This window comes from Acidithiobacillus concretivorus (assembly GCF_018853445.1).
Classification (GTDB): Bacteria; Pseudomonadota; Gammaproteobacteria; order Acidithiobacillales; family Acidithiobacillaceae; genus Acidithiobacillus; species Acidithiobacillus concretivorus.
The window spans coordinates 1-20,343 of sequence record NZ_JABELD010000110.1 but is presented as its reverse complement, the minus strand read 5'-3'; the positions used below and the strand labels follow the sequence as shown (position 1 = coordinate 20,343).

22 protein-coding genes are annotated in these 20,343 nt (G+C 52.5%); 16 read left to right on the top strand and 6 right to left on the bottom strand.

Features of this window, described 5'->3' with window-relative positions; translation table 11 throughout:
- From HJG40_RS12250 to HJG40_RS12235, 4 genes are all read left to right on the top strand, one after another.
- On the top strand, positions 1-815 hold an 815-nt coding region (locus HJG40_RS12250), incomplete at its 5' end, for an MFS transporter (RefSeq protein ID WP_215864455.1).
- Positions 816-883: 68 nt separating this feature from the next.
- Positions 884-1,750, top strand: coding sequence for an energy transducer TonB (locus tag HJG40_RS12245; protein WP_226857430.1), 867 nt, complete (start codon positions 884-886; stop codon positions 1,748-1,750).
- A 21-nt stretch (positions 1,751-1,771) separates the two neighbouring features.
- A complete protein-coding gene (locus tag HJG40_RS12240) occupies positions 1,772-1,945 on the top strand; it encodes a hypothetical protein (protein WP_215864454.1) in 174 nt (57 codons plus the stop codon).
- A complete protein-coding gene (locus HJG40_RS12235; protein WP_215864453.1) occupies positions 1,938-2,372 on the top strand; it encodes a DUF3429 domain-containing protein in 435 nt (144 codons plus the stop codon). The genes HJG40_RS12240 and HJG40_RS12235 overlap by 8 nt, the downstream gene beginning before the upstream one ends.
- 15 nt (positions 2,373-2,387) lie before the next feature.
- On the opposite strand, the gene trxA is transcribed toward HJG40_RS12235, so the two are convergent.
- Positions 2,388-2,765 carry a thioredoxin gene (gene trxA / locus HJG40_RS12230; protein ID WP_193649340.1) on the bottom strand — a complete coding sequence of 126 codons (378 nt, stop codon included), beginning with the start codon at positions 2,763-2,765 and terminating at the stop codon, positions 2,388-2,390.
- 130 nt (positions 2,766-2,895) lie between these two features.
- Here trxA and xseA point away from each other — a divergent pair, with 130 nt between their 5' ends.
- From xseA to HJG40_RS12185, 9 genes are all read left to right on the top strand, one after another.
- Complete coding sequence (gene xseA, locus HJG40_RS12225; RefSeq protein WP_215864452.1) at positions 2,896-4,245, top strand: exodeoxyribonuclease VII large subunit; 1,350 nt, start codon at positions 2,896-2,898, stop codon at positions 4,243-4,245.
- A gap of 134 nt (positions 4,246-4,379) precedes the next feature.
- Positions 4,380-4,892, top strand: a complete 513-nt coding sequence (locus HJG40_RS12220) for a peptidylprolyl isomerase (RefSeq protein ID WP_215864451.1) — start codon at positions 4,380-4,382, stop codon at positions 4,890-4,892.
- Between the two features lies 1 nt (position 4,893).
- Positions 4,894-5,670 (top strand): UDP-2,3-diacylglucosamine diphosphatase, encoded by a 777-nt coding sequence (locus HJG40_RS12215; protein ID WP_215864450.1) that lies wholly within the window; start codon positions 4,894-4,896, stop codon positions 5,668-5,670.
- 33 nt (positions 5,671-5,703) lie between these two features.
- The gene (locus tag HJG40_RS12210) at positions 5,704-8,163 is read left to right on the top strand and encodes a cation-translocating P-type ATPase (protein WP_215864449.1); all 2,460 of its coding nucleotides are present in this window, start codon (positions 5,704-5,706) and stop codon (positions 8,161-8,163) included.
- A gap of 65 nt (positions 8,164-8,228) precedes the next feature.
- A complete protein-coding gene (locus HJG40_RS12205) occupies positions 8,229-8,447 on the top strand; it encodes a hypothetical protein (RefSeq protein ID WP_215864448.1) in 219 nt (72 codons plus the stop codon).
- Positions 8,431-9,264: a hypothetical protein gene (locus HJG40_RS12200; RefSeq protein WP_215864447.1), complete on the top strand. Its 834-nt coding sequence runs from the start codon at positions 8,431-8,433 to the stop codon at positions 9,262-9,264. The genes HJG40_RS12205 and HJG40_RS12200 overlap by 17 nt, the downstream gene beginning before the upstream one ends.
- A gap of 37 nt (positions 9,265-9,301) precedes the next feature.
- A complete protein-coding gene (locus HJG40_RS12195; protein ID WP_226857431.1) occupies positions 9,302-10,072 on the top strand; it encodes a TSUP family transporter in 771 nt (256 codons plus the stop codon).
- Between the two features lie 89 nt (positions 10,073-10,161).
- A complete protein-coding gene (locus tag HJG40_RS12190) occupies positions 10,162-10,284 on the top strand; it encodes a hypothetical protein (RefSeq protein ID WP_215864445.1) in 123 nt (40 codons plus the stop codon).
- A gap of 391 nt (positions 10,285-10,675) precedes the next feature.
- Positions 10,676-12,241, top strand: coding sequence for a DHA2 family efflux MFS transporter permease subunit (locus HJG40_RS12185; protein ID WP_215864444.1), 1,566 nt, complete (start codon positions 10,676-10,678; stop codon positions 12,239-12,241).
- On the opposite strand, the gene HJG40_RS12180 is transcribed toward HJG40_RS12185, so the two are convergent.
- Positions 12,186-12,872 (bottom strand): ArsR/SmtB family transcription factor, encoded by a 687-nt coding sequence (locus tag HJG40_RS12180; RefSeq protein ID WP_215864443.1) that lies wholly within the window; start codon positions 12,870-12,872, stop codon positions 12,186-12,188. The two genes, HJG40_RS12185 and HJG40_RS12180, sit on opposite strands and share 56 nt — an antisense overlap.
- 251 nt (positions 12,873-13,123) lie before the next feature.
- On the opposite strand from HJG40_RS12180, the gene HJG40_RS12175 reads away from it, so the two are divergent.
- Together HJG40_RS12175 and HJG40_RS12170 are read left to right on the top strand one after the other, a co-directional pair.
- On the top strand, positions 13,124-13,513 hold the full coding sequence (locus HJG40_RS12175; protein WP_215864442.1) for a methylated-DNA--[protein]-cysteine S-methyltransferase: 390 nt from the start codon (positions 13,124-13,126) through the stop codon (positions 13,511-13,513).
- Entirely contained in the window at positions 13,494-14,456 is a 963-nt protein-coding gene (locus HJG40_RS12170; RefSeq protein ID WP_215864441.1) for a DNA-3-methyladenine glycosylase family protein, read from the top strand. Before HJG40_RS12175 ends, HJG40_RS12170 begins: the two co-directional genes overlap by 20 nt.
- A gap of 27 nt (positions 14,457-14,483) precedes the next feature.
- On the opposite strand, the gene HJG40_RS12165 is transcribed toward HJG40_RS12170, so the two are convergent.
- Both HJG40_RS12165 and HJG40_RS12160 read right to left on the bottom strand, forming a co-directional pair.
- Complete coding sequence (locus HJG40_RS12165) at positions 14,484-15,962, bottom strand: MFS transporter (RefSeq protein ID WP_215864440.1); 1,479 nt, start codon at positions 15,960-15,962, stop codon at positions 14,484-14,486.
- A 46-nt stretch (positions 15,963-16,008) separates the two neighbouring features.
- Positions 16,009-17,709, bottom strand: coding sequence for a 2-isopropylmalate synthase (locus tag HJG40_RS12160; RefSeq protein WP_215864439.1), 1,701 nt, complete (start codon positions 17,707-17,709; stop codon positions 16,009-16,011).
- Between the two features lie 141 nt (positions 17,710-17,850).
- Here HJG40_RS12160 and HJG40_RS12155 point away from each other — a divergent pair, with 141 nt between their 5' ends.
- A complete protein-coding gene (locus HJG40_RS12155; RefSeq protein ID WP_215864438.1) occupies positions 17,851-18,336 on the top strand; it encodes an Lrp/AsnC family transcriptional regulator in 486 nt (161 codons plus the stop codon).
- On the opposite strand, the gene HJG40_RS12150 is transcribed toward HJG40_RS12155, so the two are convergent.
- The gene (locus HJG40_RS12150; protein ID WP_215864437.1) at positions 18,330-19,205 is read right to left on the bottom strand and encodes an HAD-IIB family hydrolase; all 876 of its coding nucleotides are present in this window, start codon (positions 19,203-19,205) and stop codon (positions 18,330-18,332) included. The two genes, HJG40_RS12155 and HJG40_RS12150, sit on opposite strands and share 7 nt — an antisense overlap.
- 44 nt (positions 19,206-19,249) lie before the next feature.
- On the bottom strand, positions 19,250-20,343 hold a 1,094-nt coding region (locus HJG40_RS12145; RefSeq protein ID WP_215864436.1), incomplete at its 5' end, for an HAD family hydrolase.

Here is a 20,343-nt window from a genome sequence, read left to right as displayed (position 1 = left end):
TGGCTTCGGGGGGCCGTCATGGCCTCGCCCAGTCCATTTTTCAGGTGGGGGGTAACATTGGCACCGCCGTTGGTCCGCTGTTGGCGGCATTTATTGTCATGCCCAATGGCCAGCACAGTTTGTCCTGGTTTTCCCTGGCAGCCCTTTTGGCCATTGTGATCCTGACTTTTGTGGGGCGTTGGTATCAGCACCAGCACCGCCAACCGAAAAAACACTGTGCTGAAGTGCATGAAGCGCTGCTTCCAGCAAAACTGGTTAAACGCAGCATTATCATTCTGGTTGCCCTGATGTTCTCGAAATTTCTTTATTTGACCAGTATCAGCAGCTATCTGATTTTTTATCTGATGCAGCGTTTTCACATTGCTACCCAGGAAGCCCAGTTGCATTTGTTTGTTTTTCTGGCAGCGGTTGCCGCCGGAACATTGATGGGTGGACCCATCGGCGATCGCATTGGCCGCAAGAAGGTTATCTGGGTTTCCCTTTTAGGAATCGCACCTTTTACCCTGGCTCTGCCCTACGTCGGCTTAACCTTGAGTGCTCTTTTAACGGTGGTCATTGGTTTTCTGCTGGCTTCGGCCTTTCCAGCCATGGTGGTTTACGCCCAGGAGCTGGTTCCCGGTAAGGTTGGCACCATTTCCGGATTGTTTTTTGGCCTGGCTTTCGGTCTGGGGGGAGTGGGTGCTGCTGTTCTTGGTGAGCTTGCGGATGTCTGGAGTATTCAGGTGGTCTATCAGATTTGTGCATTTCTGCCGCTACTGGGCTTGCTTGCAGCATTTCTTCCGCATATTCCAGCGCAGCGTAAAAGCGCGCATTAACCGGCTTTACTCGTGGCGGTTGATAGGACAAGCTAAGCATTGCCGCCCGCCTTGTGCGGGCATATTTCATGAGCGGCACTGCCGCGAGGTTAGGACGATTGGCCTTCGCTGAACAAAAGTTTTACTTTTTGATTCCTGATGAGAAACCCCATTGGAGTGAAAGCCTGGCTCCGTGGTTGGCTATTTCAGCTATTTTGGTGGCCCTCGCCCTGTTTTTGCTGATCCATGTCCAGAAGCCCAAAATGCAGGCACTGCACAACCAGACTGAAGTCAATAAAACTTTTCATATTATGCCCTTACCCAACAAAGCCGTGACTCCCAGTCCAGTAAAACCGCAGGTGATCCCGCATCCTCGACCGGTGGTGAAACCACACCCGGTGAAGCCGCAGTTGCGACCTGTACCGGTACCCCGACCGATGCCACGCCCCATACCGCGCCCGGAATCTCATCCCCATGCTGTGCCGCAAAAACCGCAGCCAGCGGTTTCTCAGGCTCCATCCACCCTGCAAAGTATCCAGCCTGCCGGCCCGCCCCATATCAATTTGGGAAGGTTACAGGAGCAAATGGATATGGCCGCACGCGAAGCCACCTCCAGTCCGCCCTTACCCAAATTCGAGAACCCCAAAGGACCGGTAGCCGATTTTTACATTGCTGGCTGGATTCAGAAACTGGAACGCATTGGTGATCTGAATTATCCCGGCTCTATGGTGGGTCAGCTGAAAGTCAAAGTGGTACTCAATCCTCAGGGCGAACTGGAACGCATCATCATGGTAGATCCTTCCGGCAACAAGGAACTTGATGCAGCGGCTGAGCGCATTATTCGACTTTCATTTCCCTATATGCCTTTTTCCAAGCAACTGGCAGCCCAAACCCGGAAAATTGAAATTCCACTGAATATGCATTTCATGGGTGTACGCCATGTCAATGCCTGGTGATTTACTCATGAGGAGAATGCTTTGAAAAAACGTAAAACAGGCCCACTGTTATTCGCGTTGTTTTTGGTGCTGTGGGCGGCCGCCATGATTGCTCTGGTCGTGATTGGTTTTACCAACATTCAGCCGAAGGGTATTGGTACCGCAGCCACTGCCTCTAGTGCCGCATCTTCAGTAAAGGAAGGTCATCATGGATAGCATGCGCATGGCGAGAATACTGGGTTGGGTAGGAATTATTCCCCTTATTCTTGCCAATCTGGGATTCTGGAAAGGTTACGGTGTGGTGGCTTTGACTTTGGGTAATATGTACGCGGCCATTATTCTCGGTTTTCTGGGTGCCATTCACTGGGGCCTGGCCATGAACCGTGAGCACAGCGAGGATGCACCCATGTTGATGATGTGGAGTGTCATTCCGGCATTATGGGGGTTTTTTGCCTTATGGTGGTCAGCACCCGTAGCGCTGGCTCTGCTGATTTTGGGCTTTATCGCGCAGTGGTTCACCGATTATCGCATCAACAAGCGCCTGAACTTGCCGAAGTGGTTTTTGCCGTTGCGCAGCGGCTTGACTGCGGCAGTCATTAGCCTGCTGGGATTATTGCTACTGCAGTTATACGCCGGTTTTTAGGCCGGCGTGCGCGTCTCAATGACTGGTATTTTCGCCCTGTTGACTGGCAATTTCCTCACGGACCTTATCCATATCAAGCGCGAGTGCCTGCTGGATAACTTCTTCCAGCGCGCTGGCAGGTAACGAACCAGCCTGGGAAAAAATACCTATTTGCTGACGAAAAATGGTCAATGTTGGAATGGAACGAATCTGGAAGGAAGCGCCCAGTTCCTGTTCTACATCTGTATTCACCTTGCCAAAAACAATATCCGGGTACTTTTCGGCAGCAGCCTCAAAAGTTGGGGCAAAAGCCTTGCAAGGTGCACACCAAGGCGCCCAGAAATCAACAATAACCATATCATTTCCGGTAACCATTTGTTCAAAGTTTTCCTGGGTAAGTTCCACTACAGCCATGCTATGTCCTCTCGTAAACAGGATTGCGCAGAATTGCGCGCGGCAGACGGGACCATCCCGAATGACAGTAAAATGTTATATGCTGACCTTAAAGCGCAGGACAGATGGGGTCAAGCGATGAGGTTGAGACATGGGTATTGCTGAAGAATCTATGCCGGTGCTATCAGTCAGTGCACTGAACAGTACGGCTCGGGAAATTATTGAAGGAAATTTTCCGTTGTTACGCGTCGAGGGTGAAATTTCAAATTTCAGTGCGCCGGGCTCCGGGCATTGGTATTTTTCTCTGAAGGATAGTCGTGCCCAAGTACGCTGCGCCATGTTTCGGCAACGTAATTTATATAGCCGGGTGCAACCGCGTAACGGCCTGCAAATTCAGGTCTTGGCACAGCCTACGCTCTATGAGGGGCGGGGTGAATTTCAGCTGATTATTGAGCAATTGCAAGAATCAGGCGAAGGTGATTTGCAAGCGCGTTTTCTGGCATTAAAAGAAAAATTTGCAGCCGAAGGGCTTTTTGAAGCACATCTAAAGCGCCCACTGCCCACCTGGCCACAACGAGTGGCAGTCATTACCTCGGCAACTGGCGCAGCCTTGCACGATATCCGGGCAACCCTGGCCAGGCGCTGGCCATTACTCAGCATACTGGTTTATCCGGTGCTCGTTCAGGGCGATCAGGCTGCTGGCCAGATTGTCGAAGCCTTAGGTCGCGCCAATGCGCGCAGCACGGAAGATGTGCTGATTCTTGCCCGTGGTGGTGGCAGTACGGAAGATCTCTGGTGCTTTAATGATGAGAGCGTAGCACGCGCCATTCGCGCCTCGCGCATTCCGGTAGTCACCGGAATTGGTCACGAAATTGATTTTACCATTGCTGACTTTGTCAGTGATCTGCGTGCGGCCACTCCCACCGCCGCTGCTGAAGCCGTCAGTCCTGATCGGAGCGAGTGGTTGCCTAAAGTTCAGGCTCAACATCATCAGATTGAAAAACTGATGTTCAGAAAGCTGCAGGATGAATCCCAGCGCCTCGATTTTTTGCGGATGCGCCTGCGCCATCCTGGAGAAGGTTTGGATGCGGCCCAACGACGCCTGCAACTCGCTCGTGAGAACTTACGTCGGGCCATGATGTTGCAGGAGTCATCCTGGGCGCAGAAACTCGCCTATCTCCAGGAGCGACGAGCACGACAGGATCCAGGACAACGTCTGCAAATTCTGGAAAAGCAACTGCGTGAAAGCCAAAAAAAAATGGGAGCAGTCATGCTCGATATTTTGCAACGGGCGAACCTCCGCCAGCAACAATCTACCTCTGCACTGCGTTTGCTGGATCCTCTGGCAGTACTGCAAAGAGGCTTTGCGGTATTACGGGATGCATCCGGAAAAGTTATTTTCGACAGTCAGGGCACCCACCCCGGTGAACAACTGGTAGCCACCCTGGCTAAAGGCCGGATCAGTTGTGAAGTCACGAAATGTGATACTGAGAATCCATAAATCCCATGCATCACTATACTGATGCCTATCGACAAAAGCGGGGCTGACGCTTTACTCTTCTCACTCGCTGCCGCTAACCCAGTGGTGAATTTATTTTGAACAGGGTGGATGCCCTGCAATTCCGAGGAGTCTTCATGACCAATCCACAAGTCGTACTGCACAGCAACAAAGGCGATATTGTCATCGAGCTGGATGCCGAAAAGGCCCCCAACACGGTCGAGAACTTTTTGAGCTATGTTGATGAAGGTTTTTTTGATGAAACCATTTTTCATCGGGTCATTCCCGGTTTCATGATTCAGGGGGGTGGTTTTACGGCAGACATGCAGCAGAAAAAAAACCACGCACCCATTCAAAATGAAGCGGAAAACGGTTTGAAGAACCTGCGCGGGACCCTGGCCATGGCTCGCACCAACGATCCCCATTCAGCCACTGCCCAGTTTTTCATCAATCTGACCGACAATGATTTCCTCAATTTCAAAGCCGCTTCGGGTACCGGTTGGGGCTATGCGGTGTTTGCAAAGGTAGTCAGTGGGATGGAAGTGGTGGACGAAATCGCCAAAGTACCTACCGGCAATAAGGGTATGCATCAGGATGTGCCCAAGGATACCGTCACCATCGACAAAGGCGAGCGTATCGCTACGGTCTGACATGCCTTATCTGGATGTGGATTTTGAAGAAGGACCAATCTGGTTCATTTCTGATCTGCACCTGAGCCCCCGACAGCCTGCCCTGACCCGGCTTTTTCGGCAGTTTTGCGAAACCCGGGCCAAAGAAGGGCGGGCTATTTTTATTCTCGGCGACTTGTTTGACTACTGGGTCCATCCCGATCAATCCCGGGAAACTGCCTACGCCGAAGTGTTTGCGGATCTGCAGCAATTGGTTGTAGCCGGTATTCGGGTCTATGTGATGGTCGGCAACCGGGATTTTGCCTTGAGCAAAGCCCTGCTCACGTCCTTTGGCCTTCTGCCTATTCCCGACCCGATGGCCTTACGCCTGGGTACCCAAAATATCCTGCTTACGCATGGTGATCTGCTTTGCACGGATGACCGCCGTTATCAGATTTTTCGTCGGGTGATTCGCCATCCGTTGATTCGCCTCAGTGTCGGTAATCTTCCCTACCCCTGGCTGCAAAAACTGGCGACGGGCTTGCGCCGGGGAAGTACCCGCGAAGTCCAGAAAAAATCCTTGAATATCACCGACGCTCATCCTCTGGCCATCCACACGGCTCTGCATTACGGAATTACCGACCAGCACCAGGAGCATGGTTTTGATGTTCTGGTTCATGGACATACGCATCGCCCCATCTGGGAACACACTGACGATGGCTGGCGGATGGTGTTGGGTGCCTGGAACCCGGATGCAGCCTGCATTGGACGTTGGGCGGCTGGTCAGTGGTCACTGGAAAAAATAAAGCGCATCCCTTAGGCTTCAGCAAAATCGAGCGAGGGCAGAAATGCCATGGAAAAACGCGGACTCAGTAGTGAAGAAGCGGTTTTACTGCAGCAGCAGTTTGGTCTTAATCAATTACCTGCTCCAACCCCAACGCGCTGGTGGCGAAAACTTCTGCAACAATTTAATAACACTCTGATTTTTATACTCAGCATTGCTGCCATTTTTTCAGTAGCCCTAAGTCATTGGGTAGATGGCGGCATCATCGTCGCGGTGATTCTGGTCAATACCGTGCTGGGTTTTATTCAGGAAAATCGCGCAGAAAAAGCCGTTGCCGCCCTGCAGTCATATCTGGTGGAATATTCTCTGGTACTACGGGATGGTGACTGGCAAAAACTTCCCTCTACAAATCTGCTGCCTGGCGATTGGGTGCGTATTGAAAACGGAGAGAGAATAGCGGCAGACCTCCACATTCGTGAAGCGTATCAGCTTCAGGTGGATGAATCCTTGCTGACCGGAGAATCGGTACCTGTGGATAAGCATCTGTCTAACGACAATGTACAAGGCATTTTGCATGCCGGGACGATGGTCACGCGGGGTTCCGGTGTGGGAGAGGTCTTTGCAACGGGTGCAGCGACATCCATCGGTCATATTCAGAAGCTGCTGGCGCAAACAAAGCCTAGTCAATCGCCCTTGCTGATACGCATCAATCGATTATCCCGATGGCTGGGTCTGGGCGTATTTATCCTGGCTATTATCGCTTCCCTTATTGCCTGGATGCATGATGACAGTCTCGAATTTGCGATTCTTGCAGCTATCAGTCTGGCGGTAGCTATTATTCCTGAAGGTCTTCCTGCAGTGATCAGCATTACTCTGGCCCTGGGCGTACAGCGTATGGCGCAAAAGGGATCCATCATTCGTCAGTTACCTGCCGTAGAAACTCTCGGAGCAGTGACTGTCATTTGCACGGACAAGACGGGTACTTTGACCGAAAACCGCATGGCCGTAGAAGACTTGCGCCTCGCTCAGGAGAATTCTGAGAGCCTGCACAGGGCGCTGGAAAATATGTTGCTCTGTAATGACGCAGAAATATCCGACGCCGGCCAGAGTAGTGGCGATCCGTTGGAACAAGCACTTATAGACTATGCTTACGACGCGGATAGCGCCTTAATTCATTATCAAAAGCGCAATCGGCGTCTGGACACGCGCCCTTTTGACCATGAAAGCCCTTACATGGCGACTTTGCATGCTGACCGTATTGCCATCAAAGGTGCACCAGAATTTGTTTTGCAACACTGCTTGCAAGAGCAGGAACAGACGGACAGTTTCTGGCAGGGGGTTATTTCGGAGATGGCGAATCTGGGCCTGCGTACTATTGCTCTTGCCGAAGCGGATATATCTCGCTGGTCTTCTCTGGACCAGGGGCGCTGGCGCTGGCTGGGCGTCGTTGCGCTCCTCGACCCGCCCCGACAGGCAGTGCCAGCGGCTATTGCCGCCTGTCGGGGCGCTGGCATCCGGGTGATTATGGTTACGGGTGATCACCCTCGCACCGCTGCGACTATTGCCCGTCAGATCGGTCTTGTAGAAGCCGGTTCTGTCCGGGTGGTTGATCATGCGCAGTGGTTGGCCGCTTCGCCTGCTGAACGTCAACAATTAGCACGTGAGGTGAATGTATTTGCCCGGGTACAGCCTGCTGACAAGCTCGAACTGGTAGAAACCCTGCAAAACAACGGTGAAATTGTAGCGATGACCGGAGATGGTGTTAATGATGCGCCAGCATTGCGCCGAGCCCAGATTGGGGTGGCTATGGGGCTTTCGGGTAGCACTGTTGCCCGCGAAGCAGCCGCCATGATTCTTACCGATGATGATTTTGCGCATATTGCCAGCGCTGTGGCAGAAGGCCGTCATATTTATAATAATATCCAGCGTACCGTGCTGTTCATGCTGCCCACCAATTTTGCCCAGGGAATGGTGATATTTATAGCGGTTATTTTCAGAATGAATTTACCCATTACGCCCCTGCAAATTTTGTGGATCAATACAGTGACTGCCATTACTTTGGCGCTTGTTTTTGCTTTCATGGGCGCTGATAAGGCCCTGATGCAGCAATTGCCAAGACCCGTTGCCCAGCCTCTGGTTCCCGGGATTCTTTGGCGCCGCATTACGTTAGTGACTATTTTTTTGTTGCTTATGGTATTTGCGATTTTTGAAGCCGGCAGTACTTTTTATGATGTTGTACATGCCCGCACACTAGCCGTGAATGGATTGATGGCCATGGAAGGGGCTGTACTTCTGGCGATGTATGGAGCCTGGCGGAATGATCGAGGTGACTGGATATTGATTGGCAGCCTGGGGGCTATGATCCTGCTCCAGGTTCTATTTTCGCAGTTAACATTTTTGCAGCTTGTTTTTCAGACAACATCCATGTCGCTTATCGATATCGGAATTATTTTTTTTACAGCCCTGCTGGCCTGGCTGGCAGCACGCCTGATTATGCACCCGCAGCAAATGTTCACTTTCAAAAGCTGAAACCTTCATCCTTGCCCGGATCATGCTAGACTAGTTCCAGTTTATGGTGAATTCAGGAGATATTGATGAAAATAGAAAGACTACATGGTCAGGCCAAACGGCCAAAGCCGCGTTTGGGTGTCCACCCCACCCGTATCGAGAAAGACCGGACGGTTTACAACCGCAAAGTCAAACACCGTGGCAATAATGGTCATCAGGGAGAGGGGCATACCGTGACGATGCGTCATCGTCAGCGTATGCCCCTTTCTGTTTCCACACTATGGAATAATGGCTGCATCGCTTAAACCACAGCCCGTTGAATCTGGCTGGCTGCTGCGCTGGTGGCGGGATTCTCTGATTCTGCTGCGTGCTTCGCCCCGGTCTTTTGCGCTGCTTTATCTGGTATTATTGCTACTGAATATCGCCTGGCAGCCGCTTATACTGAGCATTCCCATTTCCTGCATAGTCATGGCTATTATATTTGCCGTCGCCATGGCAATTCATCAGGGCAGTACGCAAATAACCGACGTGGGCCGCAGTATTCGCGACGTACCCTGGTGGCCTCTCTTGCGGCTCATCCTGGAAATTGCCCTGTTGGTTGCCGCACTGCTGATGCTGATGCTGATGTTCCGGCATTATTTGCAGGGTATATTCAGTCAGGATCATATTTCCTCAGCGGCGACCTTGCACAACCTGAAATCTGCCGACTGGCAAAAGCTGCCGGACTGGTTACGTTCGCTCATCACCAATGCCCTTGGTACCGCACAGACCATGCTGGGTAATGCATTTTTGCTGCTGTCTGTTGGCGTCATTGTCACTGGTATCACCCAGAGAGGCTATTTGGCCCTGCTGGCAGGATTCCAGGCCGTGCTGGCCAATGTTCGGGTCTGGCTGGCTTTTTTGCTGGCCAGCCTGATGCTTCAGGGTGTGATCACCTTCATTTCGGCACGTCTGCATACTTATGCTGCTGCACTACTGGTATCTCTGGTAGGAGTTGCCTTGTTGATACTGGTTGGGCTGTACGGCTGGTGTTTTGTGCGCGAAACTTTCGGACTGCCCGGCGCTCAGGTCGCCAAACAGGCAACAGCCCTGGCCCGAAAAAATGCGGCGGCGCATGCCTGAAATTTTTCTGCTGATTCTATAAAAAATCATCCTCATGATGTTCTTGAACCTTACAGATATGGGCCTTGGACTGGTCGCTGGACTCGCAGGCTTTGTAGATGCCATTGTGGGTGGAGGAGGACTGATCCTGCTGCCGGCGCTTTTTGCAACCTTTCCGCAAGCGGCACCGGCGACGCTGCTCGGTACCAACAAAGCAGGCGCCATTTGGGGTACTGGTGCCGCCTTCCTGTCTTACGTCCGGCGCGTGCGCATCCCCTGGAAAACCTTAGTCCCAACCGCGTTGGCGGCGTTGACGGGTTCAGTAATCGGGGCAGATATGGTCACTCGTATCAATGGGGACGACTTTCGTCGGGCGCTGCCTTTTGTACTTGTTGTCGTATTGATATATACCCTCATGAATCGACAGCTGGGCGAGGTGCATCAACCCCGCTTTTCCCAAAAGACCGCCACCTTTCTGGGCATAGGTGGTGGCTTGATCATCGGTTTTTATGACGGCTTTCTCGGTCCTGGAACCGGTAATTTTCTGGTTTTTGTATTCATTCTCGTATTTGGTTTTGATTTTTTACATGCCAGCGCCAGTGCCAAAATAGTCAATTTCTCGTCAAATTTTGCAGCACTGGTTTTGTTTGCCAGCGAAAATCATGTGCTCTGGCATCTCGCCTTGTTTCTGGCCATGTGCAACATGCTGGGTAGTCTCATGGGTACCCGCATGGCAATGACTCATGGGACTACTTTTGTTCGCCGCCTGTTTATTGTTGTCGTGCTGCTCCTGATTGCGAGAACTGGGTGGGAGGCCTTTGGCGGATAGATACCGGTTGAGCCGATTGCTTGAATGATTCAAGATGAATCACCATGATTAAAAGGTTATCAAATCACTACCAGTAAGGATCGTGCCCGATGCACATTTTCCGCCCGCGCGTGATACGGCGGATTCTGGTCAAGGAGTACGAGATTCGCTATGAGATTCAGGATTTGATCGTCTGCGTGCTGCGACTGTGGCATACCCGAGAGGATCGCTAAGGCCAGCTTTGCAATCGACCTATTAAGACCCCGTACCGGCCATCAAATGGATAATGCTTTTTCAGCAGGAGTAACTGCAGAATTTATGATAAAGATAGATGTTTTTTAAAAACCACAATGCGCTACTTCTTTCACCGAGGTCTGTTCTATGGATCTGACATTTTCGCGACTGGAATCGTCATAGCTTGGCCGGGGTGGTCTTATATTGCACGGCGATGAACTTTTGAGTGATAAGCCTGTCTCCAGAAATGAGCCCGGAAGAGTGCTTGAAAATACTGAAGCATGAAGACTAGCGGCCCTTTGTCATCGGACCCACACGGTTCGTGGAGAGTGAGGGTTTGTTCACTAACAAATGAAACATTGACCGCAACGCGATTGGTAGCATGCGTGCATGTCAACAAACATTTCTCCAGCAAAAGGCAACGCAGTAGCGCAGGACGCATTGGCTTCGCCTCATTATCGATTCTGGCTCAGTGTGGCGCTGCTGGCTGCCACCGTCATGCAGGTGCTGGACATTACTATCGTCAGCGTGGCTCTGCCCTATATGGCCGGGAGCCTGTCTGCCAACACCTCCCAGATTAGCTGGATAGTGACCAGTTATCTGGTCGCGGCAGCCATTTCCACGCCGTTGACCGGGTTTCTGGCGGCGCGTTTTGGCCGGCGCCAGTTACTCTTGGTCAGTCTCGGCGGATTTGTCGTGGTTTCCGGGCTCTGCGGAGTCAGTCAGGATCTGATGGAGATCGTCTTTCTGCGTCTACTTCAGGGTTTTGTTGGGGCGCCGCTTCCCTCTTTGGCACAGGCCATGCTGATAGAAGCCTATCCCCCGGAAATGCGGGGGCGAATCACGGCGCGCTGGAGCCTTGCCGTAGTAGCGGGCCCCATTCTGGGGCCGGTGATTGGTGGCATCCTCGTTACCCATCTAGACTGGCGTTGGGTATTTTACGTGAACTTGCCCGCTGGCTTGCTGGCCTGGATACTGGCCTACCGTTTCAGTAGCCCCTCCACCACTATCGAAAAACGCCGTATTGATCTTCTGGGCTTCACCAGCATGGCCATCGGTCTGGGTGCCCTACAGGTCGTGCTGGACCGAGGCAATACGATGGGTTGGTTCAGTTCGCAGCGGATTGTGATGCTGACCATGCTGGTCGTCTTGACGCTCAGTCTTTTTCTCTGGCGGGCGCTGACCCGAGACGACAGCATCGTTCATCTCCGTTTATTGAGGAATCGGGATTTTGGGATCGCCTCACTCGCATCGATCACCTTTGGCGCGGGTTTCTACGGCATCGTGACCTATCAGCCGATATTCCTGGAACATCTGCTCGGCTATCCGCCAGAAACGGCAGGGTGGGTTTCCGCAGCACGGGGGATTACGGCAATGTTGGGGATGCTGATCACCGGACGGCTCATTCATCGTACCGGCCCCTTGGTCTGGGCGTTAACGGGATGCGTGATCAGTGCGGTCGGTGGATATGCCATGACGGGGTATGATCTCCATATCGGGCTTTCGGCGGCTTTGTGGCCTGGAGTCCTTCAAGGGATCGGCTTGGGAATGGCTTTTACCGCCATCGCTACGCTCGCCTTTCGCACTCTCCCCAAAACCGCAACTGCGGATGCCGCTGGCCTCTTTGGCGTGATGCGGGTATTGGGCGGTGCCATTGGGGTCTCCCTGATGTCTACGCTGTTGAGCCATTGCACACAAAGCGCCTGGAATCATCTGGGAGGATTCGTCACTGCCTTCAATCCGGCTCTCCATGATTATTTGAACGCACTGCCAACGTCCTCGCTGCCAACGCAGTTCACTTTACTTCAGCAGGTGTTGCTACTACATGCGGAAATGCAGGCCTATCTCAACGGATTCTACGCGCTTGCAGCGATATTCCTGCTCAGCACTATCATCCTGCTCATCGCCATTCGATTTCGAGGTGGCGCCACAACTCGGTCTGGCCCGCGTGGGTAATGCGCAAAGCCCGACGGTGCGAACTGCTGCGTGCCAGCCATCCAGAGTCCAGAAATGTTTCCAGCATGGCTGCACCCAGTACGCCCCCGAGGTGGTAACGCCGTTCGCTCCAGTCCAGGCATTTACGGGTAAACGCCCGGCGGCTCCGGGGATCTGGCTGAATATTTACGCCGAGATCGCAGAACCATCTTTCGCCGGATGGGGTGACTCCGTAGTCGCGTTCATTTTCGATGAGGTAGCCCTTACGGACCAAAGCGTCCGTGATAGCCACACCAAGCTGCCCGGCCACATGGTCATAACAGGACCGGGCTTTTTGAAGGGGCTGGGCAGGCTTCGGATACGGGGAAGGCCGCGCAGAGCGTGCGAGCGGCATGAGCGCTTCGATCGCCTGCGCGACTTCCGGACTGGCCAGCCGGTAGTATCGATGCCTTCCCGATGGCACCAAGGTCAGTAAACCTCCGGAAACCAGTTTTTTGAGATGCGCAGTCGCTGCCTGGGGAGACAGTCCAGCAAAGCGGGCCAATTCACCGGCTGGTCGAGACTGGCCGTGCATGAGTGCAAGCAAAATCTCCGCTCTGGCGGGAACAGCCATCAGCGCTGCCACAGAAGCGACATCTGGATCTTCAATCATATTTCCACCGCTCATGAAACATTTAGCCGGTCGCTAGCATACCATTCACCCATCGCAGGTGACGAGGCTTCTCCATGCAGACCCAAACATTGGTACCGAAGCATTTGTACCACACTGTACTGGAAACCCCTTTCGGGAAACTGTACGTCGCATATGCCGAAAAATATCTTTGTCTACTTTCTGGCGACGAGATGAGATTACGCCTGGATATCTATCGGCTCTATGGCAGATTTCCGGCCAGAAACGATGCTATGAGCACACGGATGATCGCCAGCATACTCACGTCTATACTGAGCGATAGGCCTTATCGCGGTCCACTCTGGTTTCCATCCCATACGCCATTCCAGCGGCAAGTTTTAAAGAAGTTGCAGGAAATTCCGAGAGGAGAAGTGCGCAGTTACGGATGGTTGGCAAAGAGATTGGAACACCCACGCGCCAGTCGAGCCGTCGGGAACGCCCTGGCCTGGAATCCTTTCCCTTACATTATCCCCTGCCATCGCGTCATCCGTGCAGATGGCCGTCTGGGACAATATTCCGGCGGAGGCGACAACATGAAGGCCAGACTGCTGGCGTATGAGGGGGTTTCCGTTGGACAGGGAAAAGACGGTACCTGGAAGCTAAATGAAGGCCAAGGTAACTGATCTTATGGCCGAAAATCGCGTCACTCTCCCGCTGCCCGTGGATCCGCCCTTCAGCTTTCGCTGGGCGATGGAATATTTATCGAGTTCGCCCTCCACCGTTCTCGAAAACGTGGATTCCCATGCTGGTTTGCAGCGGATGCTGTATCTGCACGGAATGCCAGTCCTCCTGGTTTTACGCAGTGCATCAGAAGACGTTGAGCACCCGGCACTTTTTGTGGAAATGCACAGTGACCAGAAAATTTCCCGGGTCATCCGCGATGCCGGGCTGCATTGGGCCAGGAACACCCTGAACCTTGATCAAAACCCGCGTGGTTTTCTCACCCTCGGTAAACAGGATGCTCCTCTACGTCAACTTCAGGAGCAATTCCGTGGCATGCGCCCCGTACGCATAGCATCCCCCTACGAATCTCTCATCTGGGCCATTATCGGTCAGCAGATTCATGTTGCCTTCGCGCGTCGTCTCAAATACCGCTTTCTGGAACACTGCGGGGATCAGGTTCAAATGAACGATCACCTGTATCCCGTATTTCCGGGGCCAGAGCAGGTTCTCCGGGCCGATCAGCAGAAGCTGGCGACCCTACAGTTCAGTCGCCAGAAATCGGCGTACATCGCCACTGTTTCCGCAGCCGTAGCCGACGGGCGGCTCAATTTTGAGGCAATCAGCGCTCTGCCGCAGGAGCAGGCGATCAGTCATCTCACAAAGTTCCGGGGAATAGGTCGATGGACTGCGGAGTATGTCCTGATGCGTGGATTGGGATATTCGGACTGCATACCGGCAGCCGATATAGGGCTACGGAAGGTGGCTGGACAACTCTATGGGTTAGGGCGGACGGCATCAGAAAAGGAGGTGCGTGACGTCACGGAACAGTTCCATGGGTGGAGAAGTTGGGTCGCGTTTTATTGGTGGATGACGTTACAGCAAAACGGTCAATCAACAAAATAGGAGCGATTGATGAGAAAGGGATTGAAGTCATTTGAAATCTGTAATAAGCGTAACAGATTGCAAGCTGAATAGGGCAATAATTGCTGCGACAAGACATATCCATGCGGATATTCGGATGACGTTATTAATATCCATAGTAGCAGCCACCGACAGGGCTTTATGGTGATAGCCCAGAATGTTCATAGGTGTTTGCATGACACCTGCAAAGCGTGAGATATGATTACGTAGGGCGGCGTAAGCTGTGCCCGTCGCGTTGTAGGAGAGGCCCCCTAAAATACCCACGCCCATACTTGAAGAAAGCGTGCGCACAAAGTTGGCCAACGTAGAAGCTTCATGCAGATTTTGCGGAGGTATTTCCGATAGAACCAACATGTTCATGGGTACAAACAGAAGACCGATACCAATACCCAGTAGGGCCATATAGAAAATCACCTCTTGCAGCGATTCCTGCGGAACGAGAAAAATAGAAGCATACACCGCTGAAAAAACCAATAGGGCCAGTATCGCCAGATATTTAACCGGCACCCATTGAGAAGCCTTACTCATAAACATGGTGACAGGAATAGCGGTAACGCCGATCGGTATACTGAGTAATCCACCGTAAAATCCGTTGTAGCCCGTATATTTTTCCACCCACAAGGGAATATCTGCCGTCCACCCCGTAAACATGGACCAGCCTAAACAGAGCAGCAGCAGGCCTAACCCATAACTGCGAATATTCAGAAACGACAAGTTCAACAAAGGGTGTTCGGTCCTTTTTTGGCGGACGATGAAAGCGACCAGGAGCAAGATGGAAAGCCCTATAGCCATAACTATACGGCTGGACCGGAACCAACCGGATTCATCGCCCTGATCTATGATGAATTGCACGCTCACGACGAACCCATACAACATCAGGAATCCAATCCCATCAAATGGTTTAGTCAACCGCTCGCTATCTGGAATCTTTTTTCCACTCAGCCACATCGACAAAACAAAAAGTGGGATGGAAAGTACAAATATATAACGCCAACTGACCACTGTGGCCAACCAACCGCCAATGAATGGACCGATGTAAAAGGGAATTAACATGGCATTGGTCCATAGAGACATCATCAACGACCGGCGGTCAGGCGCACTGTAGCGAATGAAAATGGTTTGGCTCAGAGGAACCAGTATCCCCGCGCCGAGGCCTTGCACACCACGAAATAGCAACATGACCCAGATATTGCTGGTACTTGCACAAATAGCGCTACTGACTATCAAGGCGAGCACTGACCCATTAAAAGCACCACGAATGCCTATACGTGATGACACCCAAGGCATCAGCGTGGAACCTACAGCCCAGTTCATTACCATAAAGGTGAGCACCCAGACTGCATGGTGATCACTGGTCGTCAAACTTCCCGCGAGATAAGGGAAAATATTCTGAACAGCAACCGCGATAAACGAGCTGGTAGCGAGGGCGAGTCCAACCCCGAAGAACAGGAGGAAAGACGATCGATTATTCAATTTTTCATCAACCATGTGTTGAGAAACCCTTCAAACATTAATTCTGAGCAAGCTTGATTTTTCATCCCTGTTTCTGCTCATTGTGTTGATCAAGACGAACCACCGCTCCCGCCTTGCCAATGGCACTCAGCACAGACTGCAAGGCGGCTTCGGTGGTGTCTTCACCAAAAGATACCGCTGAAGCGGTTCCAGCGGATTCCACACTGACCCGAGCGCAGGCCATGGCGCGGGCACCGGTGCCTGCCCCCAGAGCGTGCTGATCAAATTGCTCCACTTCGGCGTAAATGCCAGCGCCCTGAATCAAGGCATCCACCAGCGCCCCTACTGCCCCACTCCCCTTCCCCTGCAAAATGCGGGGATGCGCTTCCGTACCCATGACTACCGAGGCAATGACCTTTTCGCCTTCACGCTGCAAGCGGTAGCGTTGCATTTGCCAGTCGGCATTGCGCTGCACAAAATGACTTTCAAACAAAGCATATATCTGCTTCGCCGTGATCTCGCCTGATTGCTCTTCAGTCGCTTTCTGGACAACGGCGCTGAACTCCTGAGCCAGCCAGCGCGGCAAGGAAATGCCATAATCCCTTTCCAGTACATGGCTGACCCCGCCCTTGCCGGATTGACTGTTAATGCGCACCACCGCTTCATAATTGCGGCCCAAGTCGGCAGGGTCTATAGGCAGATAAGGCACCTCCCAAATGGCATCATCCTGCTCCTGACGACGATTGATGCCTTTGCGAATGGCATCCTGATGACTGCCGGAAAACGCGGTATAGACCAGTTCACCAAACCAGGGATGCCGGGGAGAAACTGCCATTCCCGTACAACGGGTGTAAATTTCGCTGATGGCCTCCCCCATGGACAGGTCCAGCGTCGGATCAAGCCCTTGAGAATACAAATTCATAGCCATGGTCAGAATGTCCATATTCCCGGTACGTTCACCATTCCCGAAGAGGGTCCCCTCAACCCGGTCAGCACCCGCCAACACCGCCAATTCTGCGGCAGCCACCGCACATCCCCGATCGTTGTGGGTATGCACGCTGACTTTAACATGCTCGCGTCCCCGCAAATGGTCGCAAAACCATTCAATCTGATCTGCAAATACGTTGGGCATGGCGGATTCTACGGTAGCCGGCAAATTCAAAATAACCGCCTGACCCTCTTCAGGATGCCAGACAGCCATCACGGCTTCGCAGATTTCAACGGCATAGTCCAATTCCGTATTGCTGAAACTTTCAGGGGAATACTGAAAAGTCCACCGGGTTTCCGGGAAACGGGCCGCTCCCGCTTTTACCCACTCGGCACCGCGCACAGCAATAGCCTTGACGCCCTCTTTATCCAGACCAAATACCTGTTCGCGCTGCGCCGGACTGGTCGAGTTGTACACATGCACAATGGCGCGGTGTACACCTTTCAGAGCGTCATAACTGCGCTCAATCAGATTTTCTCGGGCCTGGGTCAAAACCTGGATGGTCACATCCTCAGGTATCCGCTTTTCCTCAATGATTTTGCGCACAAAGTCAAAGTCAGGCTGCGAGGCGGCGGGAAAACCCACTTCGATTTCCTTGAATCCCATCTGTACCAGTAAATCGAACATTTCCATTTTCTGGGCCACACTCATCGGCGACACCAAGGCCTGATTACCATCGCGCAAATCTACGCTGGTCCAGATGGGTGCATGATGCATGCGACGGTTGGGCCAGCGCCGGTCCGGCTTGTGAACCGCTGGAAAAGCCCGATAACGACGATGATTAAAACTGTTCATGATGATTCTCCTGCCTGCTCAAGACGATGGGAGAACTATACGCGGCATTTTCCGGCAGGTGCTTGCGAATTTTGACTTTACCGCCGCTTTTTGCGCATTATTATTGCTACAATAGTCTTTTTTTAGATTGGATATTGCGCCATGAAAAATGGAGAACCCAAAACGCCCCTGGACCGTTATGATCGCCGCATCCTAGAAGCCTTACAAAAGGATTCCAGCATGAGCAATCAGCGGCTCGCTGAAAAAATTGGCCTCTCCCCTTCTCCCTGCCTGCGTCGGGTGCAGGCACTGGAAGAAGCGGGCATCATTCGTAAACAGGTGGCTTTGTTACAGCCTGAAAAAGTCGGGCTGGAACTCATGGTGCTGATGCACATCAGCATGGACCGCCATACCCCCGAACGCTTTGAGCATTTTGAAGCAGAGATTGAAAAATCCGACGAAGTTCTGGAATGCTATCTGATCACTGGGCACGATGCCGATTATCAATTGAAAGTGGTCCTGCGCGACATGGCCCACTTTCAGGATTTTTTGCTGAATCGTCTGACCAGAATCGAAGGCGTGACTGGCGTGCATTCCAGCTTTGTGTTGCGGAAAATAATCGATAAAACCGAATTTCCGGTTTATTGAGAAGCAGACAATTTCATCCAAGCTGCCGTTTCGGGTAGATAATGCGCGAGTCCCTCCAATACGCCGGCGCTGTAGTTCCCGTTCATGCCCAGAAAGCCTCCATGGGCAATATAAAGGGTGTCTGCCAGATCCGACGCTGCTGCCATGCGTATGGCCTCTTCCTGGACCTCCTGGTGCGCGTTGGCTACCAGCACGGAGTGAATATGGCTGCCTAACACCTCCAGATCGTTACCCGAATCACCGACAAAAACCGTGCGCTCCTTAGGATACTCACATCGTTGACCGAGAAATTCTATGGCATGGAGCTTGCTGGCGCTGCTGGGCAGAATATCCAACAAACCCGTATCGGTCATTTCATCGAAAGACAAGACCAATCGCGCATTAACCCCGAGGCCCCAAAGGCGGCGGAGCAGTTCCGCTTCCATGATGTCGCGATTAATACCCATATCCACCTGATAACTGACCTTGAATATTCCCTGCTGTTCGGCTGGCTGCAAGGTGATGGCGGAAATATCGGCAAGCTCTGTAGTAATGTCCTGATGGGTCATTCCTCCCCAGTCGGGACCAATTTCCGCAGACCAATGATCCCATTGACGCCAATGTCCTTCTTCGAGGGTATAAATGCTTGTGCCGACGTCACCGATGATAAAGTTGGGCATAGGCAGTTGCCATTGCTCAATGGCCTCGGTAACCAGTTGCAGATGGCGGCCGGTTACCAAGGCCAGGTGTATAGCAGGATGGCTGCAAAGCTCTCGAAACAAAGGGCGGGCCTGTGCGGATTCGGTCTGGCTGCCGTTGGGTATCAGGGTTCGATCCAGATCACAGCAGAGTAATACGGTCGGAATTTTTGCCTCTGTTGCGTTCATCATGCTTGTCTCCTGCTGCAGTTATGACAGATCACCATTTCCCTTGCTCAAAGCAGCGCATGAGCACTCAGAAAATCATAATGTGTGATGGCCTCCATCGCTCCGGGTAGTCCACTTGCTTGAGATTGGTAAATATTCTCATGTTGTTGCAGATCTTTTTCTCCGCCCACCTGGGCAGCCAGAATATTACCTCCCAGTAAATCAAGATCCGCACGGGCGCTGCCGACGACCAGTACGTGATCCAGGGCGATGTCATGGCGATCCGCCACATAACGAATAGCGAACCCCAGGGAAGCGCGCTGGGGTACAACCAGAAATTCTTGCGGATTGAGGGGTATCAAGCGGCCGGGAACATCGCAGTTGTGAAGCTGATCATTCAGCGCAACCAGTCCCTCAAATTCGTTATTGTCATGGATGAAGCCATGCACAGCATAAAATCCTTGGCCGCTGCGTCCTACAATTTGGACACCAGGGGTTTCAGCAAGCAGGTCATATACCCGATCGCCTTGCCAATCTATGCCAATATGGCGACTCCAACCCTGATCGCGGGAGAGGCTGGCACCATAGTGAATCTGAGTCCCTCCTCGGGTGATGAGAATATCAGGAACATTCATGCGGCGTTGCTTAAGCAGGGCCAACAACTCATGGAGAGGACGAAAACTGACCAGACCAAAGGCCATTTTTCGCCGCTGGTGATGCAGCAGAGCGACCAGTTCTGCCTGTTGCTCCGGCACTGGTGCTGAATCAAGCAAACGGGCACCCAGAAATAACAGCCGATCGGCGGTTATACGTTCGCCCGTTGGGACAATATCTTGTCGCTGAGGAACGGTGAGGGGCAATTCATCCAGAGCGGTCAGGTACTGGTCAACGTGGGTTTGCCAGGAATAATAGCGACGCACCCCGGCAATACCGTTCTTGGCATAACTTTTCCAGGTAGTCTTATCGCTCAGCATGCCGAGCAGCTTTTCGCCGATTTCTTTGGCATTCAGAGGGTCAATCAGCACGCCGTTTTGACAATTGGCAATAATATCTTTGGGCCCCCCATCTTCGGTTGCCAGGATAGGCAATCCACAAGCCGCCGCCTCAATTAATGTCAGACCAAATGGCTCCGTCAGAGCCGGATTGATGAAAGCCCCCCCCC